The sequence below is a fragment of the Sphingobium xanthum genome (assembly GCF_019737615.1).
GTDB lineage: Bacteria > Pseudomonadota > Alphaproteobacteria > Sphingomonadales > Sphingomonadaceae > Sphingobium > Sphingobium xanthum.
Genome location: NZ_JAHKKS010000011.1, coordinates 116,031 through 132,098 on the forward strand (window position 1 = coordinate 116,031; position 16,068 = coordinate 132,098).

13 protein-coding genes are annotated in these 16,068 nt (G+C 67.0%); 2 read left to right on the forward strand and 11 right to left on the reverse strand.

Features of this window, described 5'->3' with window-relative positions:
• Positions 1 to 14: 14 nt before the first annotated feature.
• The 4 genes from KM135_RS16725 to KM135_RS16740 form a co-directional block, all read right to left on the reverse strand.
• A complete protein-coding gene (locus KM135_RS16725; RefSeq protein WP_221715207.1) occupies positions 15 to 3,455 on the reverse strand; it encodes a chromosome segregation SMC family protein in 3,441 nt (1,146 codons plus the stop codon).
• Between the two features lie 78 nt (positions 3,456 to 3,533).
• Complete coding sequence (locus KM135_RS16730; RefSeq protein ID WP_221715175.1) at positions 3,534 to 4,274, reverse strand: DsbA family protein; 741 nt, start codon at positions 4,272 to 4,274, stop codon at positions 3,534 to 3,536.
• Between the two features lie 56 nt (positions 4,275 to 4,330).
• Positions 4,331 to 5,032 carry a DsbA family protein gene (locus KM135_RS16735; protein ID WP_221715176.1) on the reverse strand — a complete coding sequence of 234 codons (702 nt, stop codon included), beginning with the start codon at positions 5,030 to 5,032 and terminating at the stop codon, positions 4,331 to 4,333.
• Positions 5,033 to 5,064: 32 nt separating this feature from the next.
• Complete coding sequence (locus KM135_RS16740) at positions 5,065 to 5,619, reverse strand: DUF721 domain-containing protein (protein WP_246606245.1); 555 nt, start codon at positions 5,617 to 5,619, stop codon at positions 5,065 to 5,067.
• A 25-nt stretch (positions 5,620 to 5,644) separates the two neighbouring features.
• On the opposite strand from KM135_RS16740, the gene mutY reads away from it, so the two are divergent.
• Positions 5,645 to 6,745 (forward strand): A/G-specific adenine glycosylase, encoded by a 1,101-nt coding sequence (mutY, locus tag KM135_RS16745; RefSeq protein WP_221715177.1) that lies wholly within the window; start codon positions 5,645 to 5,647, stop codon positions 6,743 to 6,745.
• Positions 6,738 to 7,637, forward strand: a complete 900-nt coding sequence (gene nudC / locus KM135_RS16750) for an NAD(+) diphosphatase (RefSeq protein ID WP_221715178.1) — start codon at positions 6,738 to 6,740, stop codon at positions 7,635 to 7,637. Before mutY ends, nudC begins: the two co-directional genes overlap by 8 nt.
• A 75-nt stretch (positions 7,638 to 7,712) precedes the next feature.
• Here nudC and KM135_RS16755 read toward each other — a convergent pair whose 3' ends face one another.
• The 7 genes from KM135_RS16755 to KM135_RS16785 all read right to left on the reverse strand — a co-directional run bounded on the left by KM135_RS16755 (position 7,713) and on the right by KM135_RS16785 (position 16,065).
• Positions 7,713 to 8,351 (reverse strand): Isoquinoline 1-oxidoreductase subunit, encoded by a 639-nt coding sequence (locus tag KM135_RS16755; protein ID WP_221715179.1) that lies wholly within the window; start codon positions 8,349 to 8,351, stop codon positions 7,713 to 7,715.
• Positions 8,348 to 10,507, reverse strand: coding sequence for a xanthine dehydrogenase family protein molybdopterin-binding subunit (locus tag KM135_RS16760; protein ID WP_221715180.1), 2,160 nt, complete (start codon positions 10,505 to 10,507; stop codon positions 8,348 to 8,350). Before KM135_RS16760 ends, KM135_RS16755 begins: the two co-directional genes overlap by 4 nt.
• Complete coding sequence (locus tag KM135_RS16765; RefSeq protein WP_246606247.1) at positions 10,504 to 10,968, reverse strand: (2Fe-2S)-binding protein; 465 nt, start codon at positions 10,966 to 10,968, stop codon at positions 10,504 to 10,506. Before KM135_RS16765 ends, KM135_RS16760 begins: the two co-directional genes overlap by 4 nt.
• A gap of 253 nt (positions 10,969 to 11,221) precedes the next feature.
• Positions 11,222 to 11,539, reverse strand: coding sequence for a winged helix-turn-helix transcriptional regulator (locus tag KM135_RS16770; protein WP_221715181.1), 318 nt, complete (start codon positions 11,537 to 11,539; stop codon positions 11,222 to 11,224).
• Between the two features lie 32 nt (positions 11,540 to 11,571).
• On the reverse strand, positions 11,572 to 11,769 hold the full coding sequence (locus KM135_RS16775; protein WP_221715182.1) for a hypothetical protein: 198 nt from the start codon (positions 11,767 to 11,769) through the stop codon (positions 11,572 to 11,574).
• A 94-nt stretch (positions 11,770 to 11,863) separates the two neighbouring features.
• The gene (locus KM135_RS16780; protein ID WP_221715183.1) at positions 11,864 to 14,998 is read right to left on the reverse strand and encodes an efflux RND transporter permease subunit; all 3,135 of its coding nucleotides are present in this window, start codon (positions 14,996 to 14,998) and stop codon (positions 11,864 to 11,866) included.
• Positions 14,995 to 16,065, reverse strand: a complete 1,071-nt coding sequence (locus KM135_RS16785; protein WP_221715184.1) for an efflux RND transporter periplasmic adaptor subunit — start codon at positions 16,063 to 16,065, stop codon at positions 14,995 to 14,997. Before KM135_RS16785 ends, KM135_RS16780 begins: the two co-directional genes overlap by 4 nt.
• Between the last annotated feature and the right edge of the window lie 3 nt (positions 16,066 to 16,068).

Genomic DNA, 16,068 nt, shown 5'->3' on the forward strand with positions numbered 1-16,068 from the left:
CGGCTTTAAGATCGTCACTCCGCTGCCAGCAGTTCCTCCGCTGCCTGCAGATCCACCGATACAAGGCGGCTGACGCCCTGTTCGATCATGGTGACGCCGAACAGGCGGTGCATGCGGCTCATCGTGACCGCATTGTGGGTGACGATCAGATAGCGCGTCGCGGTGTCCTGCACCATGCGATCGAGCAGGCCGCAGAAGCGCTCGATATTGGCATCGTCGAGCGGGGCATCGACCTCGTCCAGCACGCAGATCGGCGCGGGGTTCGTGAGGAAGAGCCCGAAGATGAGCGCGACGGCGGTCAGCGCCTGCTCACCGCCCGAAAGCAGGGTGAGCGTGGTCAGGCGCTTGCCCGGCGGCTGGGCCATGATCTCGAGGCCGGCCTCGAGCGGGTCATCGCTCTCGATCAGTTCGAGATGCGCCTGGCCGCCTTCGAAGAGCGTCGTGAAGAGGCGCTGGAAATGGCCGTTCACGGCCTCGAACGCGGCGAGGAGGCGCTGGCGGCCTTCGCGGTTCAGATGGCCGATCGAGCCGCGCAACTGATTGATCGCGGTGGTGAGCTCTTCGCTTTCGGCGCGGCTCTTCGCCTGCGTCTCTTCCAGCTCGGCGAGCTCGGTGGCGGCGACGAGATTGACCGGGCCGAGCCGCTCGCGATCCAGCACCAGCTTGTCGTGCTGGGCCTGCTCTTCCTCCGCGGCGCGCACCTCCTCGACCGGGAAGCCGAGCTTTATCGGCAGCACGGGCGGCGGGCAGGAGAAGCGCTCGCCGCAGGCCTGGCCGATATCCTTTCGGCGGGCGACGGCATGATCGGCATGAGCGAGGGCCCCTGCGCGCGCCTCGCGTGCGACGGAGAGCGCCTCGTTGGCGGTGGCGAGCGACTTTTCGGTAGTCGCGAGGCCGGTCTCGGCGGCGGCTTCGGCCGTGCGCGCCTGTTCGGCACGCTCGGCGCCTTCGCGCGCGGTGACGGCGAGGGTATCGAGTTCGGCCGATAGCCGGTCGGGCCGCTCGCGCAGGCCGGCGAGATCGTCGGTCAGCGCTTCGCTGCGGCCCTTCATCTCGGATATGCGGCGGGCGGCGTCGCCGGCACGCGCCTTCCAGCCCGAAACCTCGGCGCGCACGGCCTTGATGCGATCTTCATCGGACGCGACGGCGCGATTGATCATTGCCTGTTCGGTCTGCACCTGGCCGATGGCGGCGCGGCAATGCTCGGCGGCGGTCTTGAACAGATCGACTTCGGCGGCGGTCTCGTCGCTTTTGGGCAGCGCGTCGTAGGCGGCCTGCGCGCTCGTCTGCTCCTGCTGCGCGGCGGCGAGATCGGCGGCGGTCTCGGCGGCCCGGCGATCCAGATCGGCGCGGCGGCCGGCAGCACGCTCGATCACCGTCGCGACCTCGGCCAGTGTGCGCTCGGCGGCGCGAAGGGCATCCTCGGCATTGCCGGCGGCGCTGCGAGCGGCGCGCTCCTCGGCATTGGCGTCGCGCAGAGCGTTTTCGGCGACAGCAAGCGCGTCGCCGGCTTCGCTCACGGCGGCGAGTATGCCGGGGCGCTCCTTGGCGATGGCTTCCAGGCGGTTGAGGCGAATCAGGCGCTCGGCAGCCGCTGCGCCGCCCTGTTCGGCGACGAAGCCGTCCCAGCGGCGCATGCGCCCGTCGAGCGTGACGAGGCGCTGGCCGACATGGAGGGCCTGCTTGCCGTCGGTTTGCGCGACACAGATCTGGGCGAGGCGGCGCGCAAGGGCTTTCGGCGCTTTCACATAGGCCGCGAGTGGCCCGCAGCCGTCGGGCAGCGGAGGATCGAGCGCCATGATTTGCGCGCCGACCCAGCGGGCTGCGCCTTTTTCGCCGATACCGGCGTGAAGATCGTCGCCAAGGGCGGCGGCGAGGGCGCGCTCATAGCCGGGCTCGACGCGGATCTGATCGATCGCGCGATAGCCGTCGCCGAGGCTTTCGAGGCCGCTGGCGAGCGCCCTGGCTTCGCTGTCGAGCGCGGCGGCGGTGGCTTTGGCGGCGGCGAGGGCGCGTTGCTGGGCGGCAACGGCTTCGGTCTGCGTGTCGCGCGCGATCGCGGCGGCGGCGATGCGCGCTTCGGCGGTGGTGCGGGCGGCGATGGCCTCGGCCTTGGCAGCCTCTCCGGCAAGCTGACGCTCGGCGAGCGGCGCGGGGTCGGGCAATTGCGCCAGCGCCTGGGTGACGCGATCGACCTCTGCGGTGGCACGGGCGAGCTTCTGCTTCGCGCTGGCGAGGCCGGCCTCGGCGACCCGGCGCTCGGCTTGTTCGCCGGCAAGGCGGGCCATGGCCTGCGCCAGCGACACCTCGGTATCGCGGCTGGCACGCTCGGCCTCGGCAAGCCTTGTGACGAGCGCGGGCAGGGTGGCCTTCGCGTCCTTGACGCGCGCGGAAAGCGTCGCTTCTTCGTCCTGCAACTTCTCGATCGCATTGACCGCATCGAGCGCGAGCGCGCCTTCGCGGGCCTGATCCTCGGCCATGCGGGCGAGCTGGCTTTCGAGCTCGGCGATGCGGCGCACCAGTCCGTCGCGCTCGGAGGTGAGGCGCTCCAGCTTGAACCGGGCTTCGGCAGCGGCCTCGCGCGCGCTGTTGGCGGCGGATCGGGTGCGGGCGAGCGTCTCGACGGCTTGCTGCGCATGAGCGGCGGCGCCGAGCTGGGCTTCCTGCGCGATGCGGACCAAAGCCTCGGCCGCCTCGGCGTCGCGGGCGGCGCGATCGGCGGCTTCGGCGGCTTCGCGATGGCGGGCGAAGAAGGCACGGCCCTCGGCGAGCACGATCTTCTCGCTCAGATCGGTGTAGCGCTCGGCGGCGCGGGCCTGGCGGCGCAGTGCCCCGGCGCGCACGTCCATCTCGGCGAGGATGTCGTCGAGCCGGGCGAGGTTCATCGAACTCGCCTTGAGCTTCTGCTCGGCATCCTTGCGGCGGACATGCAGGCCGGCAATGCCCGCAGCCTCTTCCAGCATGGCGCGGCGCTCGGCCGGCTTCGCGGCGATGACGGCGGCGATCTTGCCCTGGCTCACCAGCGCCGGGCTGTGCGGGCCGGTGGCGGCATCGGCGAAGACGAGGGCGACATCCTTGGCGCGCACGTCCCGCCCGTTGGCGCGATAGGCGCTGCCCGCGCCCCGCTCGATGCGACGGACGACTTCCATCTCGCCGTCAGCACCCAGCTCGATGGCCGGAATGACGGCGCCTGCCGGTTGCAGCGCGAGGAGGCTAACCTCGGCGAAGTCCCGCGCGGGCCGCGTCGCGGTGCCGGCGAAGATCACGTCGTCCATGCCGCCGCCGCGCATCGACTTGGGGCTGGACTCGCCCATCACCCAGCGGATCGCTTCCAGAAGGTTGGACTTGCCGCAGCCATTGGGGCCGACGATGCCGGTCAGGCCCGGCTCGATCCGCAGCTCGGTCGGCTCGACGAAGCTCTTGAAGCCGGTCAGCTTGAGGCGGCGGATCTCCATGGACATGAGTCAGCCGCGCGCCTTGCGCGGGCCGTGGCCCGACCGATCTGCTGAGAGTGTCGCGCCCCCGTCAGCCAATCAGGCGCCAGCGCCCTTTAGGCGCTCTTCCAGCAGCGGCCAGCTCGCGACATTTTCCAGCACCGAGCCATTAAGGATCAGGGTCGGCGTGCCGGTGATCTGATAGTCGGCGTTGGCCTTTTCGACACCCTTGGCAAGTGCTTCGGCATTGGCCGAATCCGCCAGGCACTGGCGCGCCTTCGCCTCGGGGAGTCCCCGCTGCTTGGTGAACTCGATCAGCCCGGCCATCTCCGCCAGCTTGACGAAGCGTTCGTTCGGCGCCGCCGTCATTGCTGCCTGATACGCGCCTTCGCCGGCGCCCTGGATCGTCTTGATCATGGTCTCGAAGTTCGCGAACAGCTGGGTGTGCAGCGGGAAGAACGCCTCGGGGCCGGCACAGCGCGCGAGCAGGGCCACGGTCATATCCAGCGGATCGCGGATGAAGTTGCGATATTCGAAGCTGACCTTGCCCGTGTTCACATATTTGGCTTCGATCGGCTCATGGCTTTCCGCCGAGAAATCCTTGCAGTGCGAGCAGGTGTAGGAACCAAATTCCAGGACCTTGATGGGCGCGTCGGGATTGCCCATGAGCAGGCCGCCGTCCGGTGTCAGGGAGACTTTCTGCGCCCAGGTCGTGCCGGCGGGCGGCGCCTTGGCGGCAACCGCGCTCGCGCTGCCGCTATTGCCGGCGCTTTCCTGCTGGCCGCAGGCAGCCAGAGCGATCAACGCAGCGGCGAGGGGGGCGAAGGCGATGGATTTCATGGGACAGATGGCCTCATCAAATGGGGCAAGAAAGGAACCGGACGAGCAGGTCTAGCTCAGTTGCCGGAGCGGGGCAATGGCGGCAGGAGGGGGCGCAGCGTCGCCCAATCATGCACATGTTCGAGCGCCTTGCCGTTCATGACGAAGAAGGGCGTGCCGCTGAATTCCTTGATGTCCCAGGCATTTGCTGTGAGGCCGAGGACATCGCTCATGGCCTGCTTGTCGGCGAGGCACTGGCGCTGTGCAGCGGGCGTGAGGCCGCGCTTGGCGAGCAGGGCGAAGAGGCCGGTCTTGTCGGCAATATCGGCCATCTGCGCGACCTTGTCGGCCGACTCGGCGCCATTGTAGCTCTGCGCGACGTTCATCCACGGATCGAAATTCGCGAACAACGCTTCGTGATTGGCGATGAAGCGGGTGGCGCCGCCGCAGCGCGCGAGCAGGGCGGCAGTAAGATCGAACGGATCGCGGACGAAATTGCGGACCTCGAGGCTGACGAGGCCGCGCCGGATCCAGTCCTTCTTGAGGCTGGCCATGCCTTCCGCCGCGAAATGGGAGCAATGCGGGCAGGTGTAGCTCATATATTCGACGAGCCTGGTGCGAGCATTGGGATTGCCGAGAATATAGGCCCCGTTCGCGCCGAGCGTGACGGTGCGCGTCCAGTCGGTCGCGGCGGCGGGTCGTGCGGCGGCCGGGTGCGGCTTGGGCGTCTGGGCGATCGCAGGCGCAACGACCAGCGCGCCAACGGCGAGAAGGGACAATAAGCGGGGCAGCATCGCTCTCGACTTTCTTTCTAGCTGATCTTCGGCAGGCGCTGGGGATTGCCGAGGCCACGCGCCATCGACTCCAGGACCGTGCGCAGTTCCGGATCGCTCACTTCACGCAGGCCCTGACCCAGTTCCTCGGGGATCGGGCGCAGCATGGCCGGGGGCGGACGGCGGACCGGCTCGCTCGGCACGACCTGGCCCTGCTTCATGGCGATGCGCGACACGGCCTCATAGCCGAAGAAGCGGTTCACCCGCTCGATGATCTCCGGGATGATGTGCTGGACCATCGGTGCGTGGCCGCTGGCGACGGTCAATTGCAAGGTGCCACCGGCGCGGCGGCCGGCCGGGAAGCGGATCGACTCGGGCGCGGTGAGGGCGGCATAACGCTGGCCGACAATCTCCGCCCAGCGCGTCACGACGCTCGACTGGATGAAGCCGAATTTGCGGAACGCAGCGCGGCCGATATCGGGCATCAGATCCGCGATCGCGCGCGCGGAGCCGACGCGCGGACGCTCGGGCGCGGGCGCTGCGGCGGCCTTTTTCCGGGCGCGCGGTTTCTCGCTCTGCGTGGGTTCTGTCATGCCCCGGTCCATGCCATAGGGCACCATGCCCGTCGATGGATTAATGGCAGCAGAACGCAGCATCGCCGATGCCCTTCTGGCGCATTATCGGGTGCGTGCCCGCACCTTGCCGTGGCGCAGCCCGCCGGGCGCGGCGCTCCCTGATCCCTATCGCGTGTGGCTGAGCGAGATCATGCTGCAGCAGACGACGGTCGCGGCGGTCATTCCCTATTATCATCGCTTTCTGGCCCGCTGGCCGACTGTCGAGGCGCTGGCCGCTGCCCAGGATGGCGATCTCATGGCCGCCTGGGCAGGGCTTGGCTATTATGCACGGGCGCGCAACCTGCTGGCCTGTGCGCGCAAGGTGGCGGGCGAGCTTGGCGGGCTCTTCCCATCGGACGAGGCGGCACTGCGGGCGCTGCCGGGGATCGGGGCTTATACCGCGGCCGCCATTGCGGCGATCGCCTTCGGCCAGCGTGCGGTGGTGGTGGACGGCAATGTCGAGCGGGTCGTGAGCCGCCTGTTCGCGGTCGAGACGCCGATGCCGGCGGCCAAGCCGGAGCTGCGCGCACTCACCGACAGCATCACGCCGGACGCGCATGCCGGCGACTTCGCGCAGGCGATGATGGATCTGGGCGCGACCATCTGCACGCCGACGCGGCCAGCCTGTCTCACTTGTCCGCTCTCGGCGCGATGCGCCGCGCGTATCGCCGGGGAGGCGGAGCGCTATCCCGTGAAAGCCCCCAAAAAGGCGAAGCCGACACGGCGCGGCGTCGCCTGGTGGGTGGAAGCCGATGGCGCGGTCTGGCTCGTGCGCCGGCCCGACAAGGGATTGCTCGGTGGCATGCTGGGGGTGCCGGGCAGCGACTGGACGGAAACGGGCGGAGAGACGGGCCTGCCGCTGGCCGGCGACTGGCTGCTGCTCAACGAGCCGGTGCGCCACGTCTTCACGCATTTCGCGCTGGAGCTGTCGATTGCGCGGATGCGGCTCGATAGACCGGGCGATCCGCTCGAGATTGCCAAGGCGCTCGGGCCAGGCCAATGGTGGCCTCGCGAGCGGATTGCCGAGGCCGGGTTGCCGACGGTCTTCGCACGGGTCGCGCGGGCTGCGATGGCGCCAAGAGGAGAGGACGGGATCAATGAGTGAGACTGCCGTGCTGCAGGAGCGCGCGATCACCTTCGCGGGCAACAAGATCGATCGGGCCGACCAGCTCCGCGTCAATCCCGACCGGCTGGCGCTTGCCTGGGCCGATTCGCGCGCGCGCCTCCTGCTGCTCGAAGGGCTGGACCCCGTGCCGCCGCGCGACGGGATACTCGCGACCGCGCCGATCCCGCCCGGCGCCATGCTCTCCGATCATGCGCTGCTGGGACTGCGCGAGGATGGATCGCCGCTGTTCGTCTCGCTGATTGTCGTCAAGACCGACGAACCGCCGACCTTTCCGCCCAAGGTCTGGCAAGTCATTGCGGAGCTGAACCTGGACGAAGCCGCGCTCTATGGCGGTGCGCGCAGCCTGGTCGACTGGCATGACCGGCACCAATATTGCGCCCGCTGCGGCGCGCAGACTCATCCGGTCAAGGCGGGCTGGTCGCGCCAGTGCGGCACCTGCAGCGCCGAGCATTTTCCGCGCACCGATCCCGTCGTCATCATGCTGGCGGAATATGAGGGCAAGGTGCTGATCGCCCGCAATGCGCGCTTCCCTCCCCGGCGCTTCTCGGCGCTGGCGGGCTTCGTCGAGCCGGGCGAGACGATCGAGGAAGCCGTGCGGCGCGAAGTCTGGGAGGAATGCGGCGTGCGCTGCGGGCGCGTCGATTATCTGTTCAGCCAGCCCTGGCCGTTCCCCTCGCAGCTCATGATCGCCTGCGTCGCGCAAGCGCTGGGCGACGCGCTCACGCTCGACGAGCAGGAGATTGCGGAGGCGATCTGGGTGAGCCGCGACGAGGTGCGCGCGGCGCTGGCCGAGGATGAGAATGCGGCCTTCCTGCCGCCGTCATCAGTGGCCGTCGCCAATCATATGCTGAGGCATTGGCTCGGCGAGTGAGGGGCTCGGCGGTGTGAGGCGGAACGCTTCAGCCTGAAGCCGCGCCCTCAGATGCGTGGCTGGAGCGACAACAGGTTAAGCGGGGCAATGTGCCCCGCTTTGTACCCAGGCCGTGAACAGCTCGCCGAACTGCATCTGCGTCCCGGGAACCGGCGTGCGGTTGCCGCCGGGGTGCCAACCCCAGCCGACCAGCTCGTCCTTCGCCATATGCTCTTCCATCTCGGCCATGGTCTTGCCGCCATTGCGCTCCTTGTCCTTGAGCTGCGCGCAGATCTGGCCGAGCGTCCTGCCCTGCCAGGCCATCTCGGCCGGTGCGAGCATCCACTTGGAATTGCCGGGCACATTGGCCGGGTCGTAATTCTTCTCATGATGGCAAGTGAAGCAGTGCAGCCCCGGCGCGCCCATCCCCTCGGCGCGCACCACGAGCGGCATATGCGGCGTCATCGCGTCCGTCTGCGTCGGGCGCTCCGTCGCGGGGTGGCAATTGAGGCAGCGCGGATGCTGGAGCACTTTCCCGACTTCGGAGAAGAGCGCCAGCGAGCGTGCCTTGGGGTCGGCGATCCCCGCGAAATCGGACGCCTTTTTGAGCGAGGTCGCCATCGCCGGTTTAGCCGGAGCGACTGGTGCCGGCACCTGCCGCGCGGTCGCGCCGTGCATGGCGAAGGCCGCGACCAGACCGGCAGCGGCGAGCGGGCCAAGGATGCGCGCGCTCATGCCGACTTCACCATCGGCAAGATCGTGGGGCGCTCGCGGCCGAGCCTGGCCAGCGCGTTGGCGATGGCCGGGCCGCAGGGCGGCACGCCCGGCTCCCCGATCCCGGTCGGCGGCGCGCTCGACGGCAGGATCGTCACTTCGACCTCGGGCATTTCCATGATTCGCAGCGACCTGTAATTGTTGAAATTGGAAACCGTCGGCTTGCCCGCCTCCAGCGGCACTTCGCCGTAGAGAATATGGCCGACCGCGTAGCCGATACCGCCTTCGACCTGTGCGCGCACGATATCGGGATTGACCGCGATACCACAATCGACCGCTGCCCAGACCTTATGCACTTTCGGCTCGCCATCCTCGCCGATCGACACTTCGGCGATCTCGGCAACGAAGCTGTTGAAGCTCTCGACGACGGCAACACCCCGGCCCCGCCCGGCGGGAACCGGCTCGCCCCATTTGGCAAGCTCCGCCACCGCCTTGAGCACGGCGGCCGCGCGGGGTTGATCCGTCATCAGTTCCAGCCGCCCGGCGACCGGATCCTTGCCGGCGGCCTCCAGCAATCGATCGACAAAGGTCTCGACCGCATAGCCGGTATGCGTATGCCCCACCGAGCGCCACCAGAGCGTCGTCACGGGCGATTGCTCGATCGTCGCGGCGCAGCGGAAGGCCGGGAGCTTGTAAGGCGGCTCGCTTGACCCTTCGACCATGGTGGCATCGACGCCGTTCCTGATCATCATCTTCTCCATCGGCCCGCCGACCGCGAAGGACTGGCCTACGATCGTGTCCGACCAGGCGATGATCTTGCCGTCCTTCACCGCGCCGCGCATGCGATGGACCATCAGCGGCCGGTAATAGCCACCATGGATATCATCCTCGCGGGTCCAGGTCAGGCGGACCTTCTTGCCCGGGCCGATCGCCTTGACACATTCGGCAAGCTCGACGGCAAGATGCGCGTCGCCCGTCGCGCGCCTGCCGAAGCTGCCGCCGGCGAGCACCGGCTCGACCTTTACCTGCTCGGGTGGGATCCCCAGCACTCCGGCAATCGCCGGCTGGTCGAAGCTCGGAAACTGGGAGCCGAAGCGCGCCAACGCGGTCTTGCCGTCCCACTCTATATAGCCACCGAGCGGCTCCATGGGCGCATGGGCGAGATAGGGGAAGACATAGTCCGCCTCGACGAGCGTCGCGCCGGGTGTCGCAAGCGCCTTCTCGATGTCGCCGGTCGCCTTGGCCTGGATGCCCGGCTCCTTCGCCTTGGCGAGATAGGCCTGCGCCATCTGGGCGGTGCCGCGCGCCTCGGCCTTGCTGTCATCCCATTTGATCGTCAGTGCCTTGCGCCCCTTGATCGCTGGCCATGTGCCCGTCGCGAACACCGCGACGCCGGACGGGATCTGCTTCACGGCGACGACGCCGCTGACAGCCAGCGCCTTGCTTGCGTCGAAGCTCGCGACGGCGCCGCCGAAGCGCGGCGAATGGGCGACGACGACGGTCAGCGTACCGGGGGTCCACTGGTCGATGGAGAAATCCGCTTTGCCGGTTGTCTTGTCGAGGCTGTCCACGCGGCCGACCGAGCGATCTTTCCCGATGAACTCGAACTTGCCGGCATCCTTGAGCGGGACATCCTGGGGCGGGGTCAGCGTCCTCGCAGTCTCGATGAACTCGCCGAACTTGCCCTGCTTGCCGCCCGGCCCCGATATGACGCCGGCCTTGATCGTGATCTGCTCGGGCTTAACGCCCCAGCTCTTCGCGGCCGCCTGAACGAGCATCCAGCGGGCCAGCGCCCCGGCCTTGCGCATCTGGAGGTAGCTGTTGGCCATGGCGGTCGAGCCGCCGGTGCCCTGCATGCCCATGAAGAGATTAGCATAGACCTTCTGGTCGCCGGGCGCATGTTCGGCGCGCATCTGCGCCCAGTCGGCATCCATCTCGTCGGCGACCAGGGTGGCGAGGCCGGTGAACGGGCCCTGGCCGAATTCGATGTGCTTGACCAACACCGTCACCGTGCTGTCCGGCGCGATGCGGATGAAGGCGTTGGGATCAACGGGAGGCGGCCCATTCGCCGCCGGCGCCTGCGCGGCGAGCCGGCCGATGCCCATCGGCATGAGGAAGCCGATGACGAGCGCGCCGCCGCCCTGCAGGATCGCGCGGCGGGAGAGCGGCGCGTTCATGCGCCTTTCTCCAGCGACTTGGCCGCGTCATGGATAGCGGACCGGATGCGCAGATACGTCGCGCAACGGCAAATATTGCCGTTCATGGCGAGATCGATATCGCGGTCGCTCGGTTTGGGCTGCTCGCGCAGCAGGGCGACCGCGGTCATGATCTGGCCGGACTGGCAATAGCCGCATTGTGGCACGTCATGCGCGACCCAGGCCGCCTGAACGGCCTTGGCCTCCGGACCGGCGACTGCCTCGATGGTCGTAATGTCGCCTTGAACAGCACTCACGGGCAAGGCGCAGGAACGCATCGGCTGATCGTTCACATGGACGGTGCATGCCCCGCACATCGCCACGCCGCAGCCGAACTTCGTGCCGGTGAGTTCAAGATCGTCCCGGAGAACCCAAAGCAGAGGCGTGTCCTCATCGACATCGACCTGCCGGTCCAGGCCGTTCACCTTCAGCGTGAAGATCATGGCAGTTCCCTCAATGCAATTTACGACTGATCGGTACACTTATATGTCAGAAACGCAAGTCGTCGGCCGAAATCTTATTTTCGAGCGATAATGTCCCAAAGGCGGCATCGCATCGGGAGGCTGCACACCGAGGCGAGCGCCTCGCCGATGACGGACGAGGCACCTGTAATCGAGACGGCCTTCTGCATGGTCATTTCCTCCTGGGATCGGGAAACCGAATGGAACGACTGTGAGGGAAGGGCGATGCGCGCGATTACGCCCCCTTGACCGGGAACGTTCCGGGCAGCCCTCGGTCTTCCTGAAGGAGCGATGCCCATCGCGCGACGGCGCGAAGGATGGGACGCGCAGCCTGGCCGCGCTCGGAAAGGCCATAGACCTGACAGGCCGCCGGCGGGGGCAGCATCCACCGTCGGACAATCCCCGCCTCTTCGAGCGCCCGGAGTCGCGCCGTGAGAACATTCGCCGAGACCGCCGGGAGTGCCAACCGGATGCCGCTGAAGCGAACGGGACCATCGGCAAGAACCCGCATGACGGGAAGCGTCCATTTAACGGCGAGGATGTCCTCGACCACAGCCAGTGCGCCATTTGAAGGCTCTTGCTCCTTCAACGGCCCGACACTCTGTCGCGCCGTCCGCCGGAACCTGACTGAACGCCGTCTTCAAGAGTTCTCAGGCGTTGCTCCAGCGCCAGGAGCCAGCGCCGCTGCTCTTCGGCCGGGTCACAGTCGGCAATGTAAGCGAGGATCCGCATGAAAGTCCTGGCCTTTTCCCGCGCTCTGGAGAGGCTCGTCAGCATAGGCATGAAAATGCCTCCTGTTCGATTGCGACCGACATTCTGCGCGTCGCCGACGACGGCGAGTCGATAGCGGGGCCTGCCGCTGCATCATTTCCGGTCATCACGAGGAAGCCTCGGGGACCGGCCGTTGCTCGCCCCGTTGCTCGCCAGTCCCTTCGACGCCACCGGGCGGCACGATGCGGAACCAGAGAGCATAAAGCGCCGGGAGAAACACCAGCGTCAAAATCGTGCCGCCGAGCGTGCCGCCGATGAGCGTGATCGCCATCGAGCCCCAGAAGACCGAACTGATGAGAGGAACGAATGCCAGCACCGCGGCCAATGCCGTCAGGATGACGGGGCGCGAACGCTGGACTGTCGCCTCCACCACCGCGGTATATGGGTCCAACCCGTCCGCTATATTGTCGTGGATCTGCCCGATGAGGATGAGCGTGTTGCGCATCAATATTCCCGCAAGCGCAATGAGGCCCAGGATCGCATTGAAGCCGAAGGGCTGTCCGGTCAGCAGCAGGGTCGGAACGACGCCGATGAGGCCCAGCGGCGCGGTCAGCAGGACGATTGCCATGGCCGACAGGCTGCGGACCTGCAGGATGATGACGACCATCATCAGGACGATCATGATGGGAAAGATCGGGGCAAGCGCCGCATTGGCCTTGCTTGCCTCCTCGATCGAGCCGCCCATATCGATGCGATAGCCGGTCGGCAGGCTCTGGATGATCGGCTGCAGCTTCTCCAGCATGGCCGTCGAGACGTCGGGCGGCTGCAGGCCATCGGCGATATCGCCGCGTACGGTAATCGTGGGCACGCGGTCGCGGCGCTGAAGGATCGGCTCCTCCATCCGTACCTCGAGTCTGCCAATCTGACTGACGGGAACACGCTCGCCATTCCCCCCGGTGAGCGTGTAGTCTCCAATGCGAGCGGGATCGAGCCGGCTCGTGCCGGCGGACCGGACGACGATATCGACGGTCCGGATATCCTCCCGTGCCTGACTGACCGTGACTCCGCTCAGAAGGAACTGCAGCTGCTCGGCGACGTCGCTCGAGGTGAGGCCCATTGCGCGCAAACGGTTCTGGTCGAGAACGAAGCGGAGCGCAGGTGCGCGCTCGCCCCAATCGGTGTTGACGGTCCGCATCATGGGATCGGCCTGCATCACCTTCTCGACACGGTCGGCGATGCCGCGGACGACTGCGAGATCGGGACCGTTGACGCGGAAGGCGACGGGGAAAGGTGACGGCGGGCCGAACACGAGCTGGGTCGCGCGAACACGCGCGGCAGGCGCGAGACCTTCCGATACGGCTTGCCGCAGACGCAGTTTCAGCGCGTCGCGATCGGCTTCTTCATCAGTCCGCACGACGATCTTGGCGAAGGAGGGATCGGGCAGTTCAGGGGAGAGCGGCATATAGAAGCGCGGAGCGCCCTGACCCACATAGGTCGTGACGATTCTGGACTCAGCCTGCTTGCGCAGCCAGGTTTCCACTTCTCGCGCGGCCTCGCTCGTACGACCTATCGCGGTGCCTTTGGGCATCTGTACTTCGACCAGGAGCTCAGGCCGGTCGGATGTCGGGAAGAATTGCTTCTTGACCGGGCCCATGCCGACCCCGGCGATCAGAAATGCGCCGAGTGTAGCCCAGGCCACCAGCTTCTTGCGCCGCACGGCCCAGGCGATGAACGCGCGAACCCGTTCGTAGCGTGGGGTCTGGTAAATTGCCGCGTGGCCGCCCTCGACAGGCTTGATCGCCGGCAGCATCTTCACGCCCATATAGGGCGTGAAGATGACCGCCACGAACCAGGAAGCGATCAGCGCGAAGCCGACGACCCAGAAGATGTTGCCGGCATATTCACCGGCCGTCGATTGCGCGAAACCGACCGGCATCAGGCCTATGACGGTGACGAGAGTGCCCGCGAGCATAGGCGCCGCGGTATGGCTCCACGCATAGGCCGATGCGCGGATGCGGTCGTAGCCCTCCTCCATTTTCACCACCATCATCTCGATGGCGATGATCGCATCATCGACCAGCAGCCCCAGTGCGAGAATGAGGGCGCCGAGCGTGATGCGATCGAACACGCGGTCTGTCGCCCACATGATGACCAGGACGACGGCAAGCGTCAGTGGCACAGCGGCGGCGACCACGATCCCGACACGCCAGCCCAGGCTGACGAGGCTGACGATCATCACGATCGCCAGCGCCTCCAGGAACGTGTGCATGAACTGGTCGACGGCCTCGCTGATGTTGACCGACTGGTCGGTCACGCCGCTCAGCGTCATGCCCAGCGGGAGTTCGTCACGGATCTTGTCGATCTCGGCATTCATCGCTTTGCCCAGGTCGAGGCCATTCCAGCCTTCACGCATGACGATGTTGAGCAGCAGTGCAGGTTCGCCCTCGCTACGGATCAGGAACGAGGCGGGGTCCTCATAGCCGCGATCCACCTTCGCGATCTCCGAGAGGCGCTGGGTATTGCCGTTCACGATGATCGGCAGGTCACGGATCTTCGACAAGTCGTCGAATGCGCCGTCGAGGCGCACGACGACCTGCTGCGCCTTGGTCTCGATCGAGCCTGCCGGCGTGATGAGATTCTGCCTGGCAAGCGCCTCGAAGATCGCGCGCGGAGAAACGCCGAGCGTGGTCAGCCGTTCTTGCGCAAATTCAACGTAGATGCGCTCGGGCCGCTCGCCCAGAATCTTGATCTTGTCCACTCCGGGGACATGCAGCAGCCGTTGCCGCAGGCGCTCGGCTTCGCGTGCGAGGTTGCGCTGCGGCTCGCCCTTGGCCTTGAGCGCGAAAAGAGCGAAGCTGACGTCCCCATATTCGTCGTCCAGAAACGGCCCGACAACGCCGCGGGGGAGATTGCGCGCTTCATCCGACATCTTCTTGCGCGCCTGATAGAATTGTTCCGGCACTTCGGGCGGCGGCGTCTGGTCCCGCAATGTCAGGGTGGTGAAGGCAAGTCCCGGCCGTGTGAATGTGTCACTGCGATCGTACCAGCGCAACTCCTGAAGGCGCTTCTCAAGCGGTTCCGCGACCTGATCCTGCATCTCCTGCGCGGTTGCGCCTGGCCAGGCTGTGACGATGGTCATCACCTTGACGGTGAAGTTCGGGTCTTCCGCCCGGCCAAGTTTCAGGAAAGCGAACGTTCCGGCCAGGATGATCGCAATCAGGAAGAACAGGGTTACGGACCTCTCGCGAACGGAGAGCGCGGATAGATTGAAGCGCCCGGTTTCCTTCGACGAGCCACTCATGGCGCGGCCACCCGGACGGCCTGGCCTTCGTGCAGCATATGCGCGCCCATCGCCACGATACGATCACGAGGGTTCAACCCGCCGGTGATCGTCGCGGTTTCCTCGCCCAGCGCTGAAATTCCAACCGGGCGCCACGTGACTTTCGGTTGAGCGCCGCTCCCGACCACCCAAACGCCTGGCCCCTTGCCGACATCACGGATTGCACCGAGCGGCACCTGCGTTGCGGCACGATCGCCTGGCAGGGTCAGAGCAAGAGTAACCGTGGATCCCAAAGGCGCTTGGGCGGCAGCGCCGCTCAGGACGTAGCGCGCTTCGAAGGTCCGCGAAGCGGGGTTGGCGGCGTCCGAAAGCTGGCGGAGCTTGGCGCTGCCGGTCGAACCTCCATAGGTCCGCGCATGTGCGGCGGATCCGAGCGCGGGGCGCAGGTTCTCCGGCAACTGGACCAGCGCTTCTCGCGGCCCCGAACGGGCAACGCGAACGACGATCTGACCAGCGCTCACGACTTGACCCGGTTCGGCCAGGGTCTCGACGACAACACCGTCGGCATCCGCGATCAGCAGAGCATAATGCTGCTGATTGCGCGCCACATTTGCCTGAGCTTCGGCCGCAGACAGTTGAGCGCGCGCTGCATCTGCCGCCGCCTTGGCCTGGTCATAGGCGGACGCTGACACGGCGCCCGCGCCGACCAGGTCGCGGAGCCGCCTTTCGTCTGCAGCCGTCTGCAGGGCTCGTGCCCGTGCGGCTTCGGCCGTGCCGACCGTCGCGCGAGTGGCCAGCGACAAATCGGTCTGATCAATCCGCATAAGCGGCTGCCCCCGACGGACGCTGTCGCCGGCGCTAACGAGCCGCTCCAGAATCTTGCCCCCCACACGGAAGCCGAGATCGCTTTGGACCCGGGCCGCGATGACTCCCGTAAACTCACGGTTGGTCAGGCTCAGGCTTGCGGGTGTGAGCACCCGGACAAGCGGCGCCTTCGTGCGCGGATCGACGTCTGGGTTCTGGCAAGCGGCCAGGGGAAGGCAGAGCGCCAGGGCTGCACGCCCGAACTTGTAACGACGACTCGACACGGT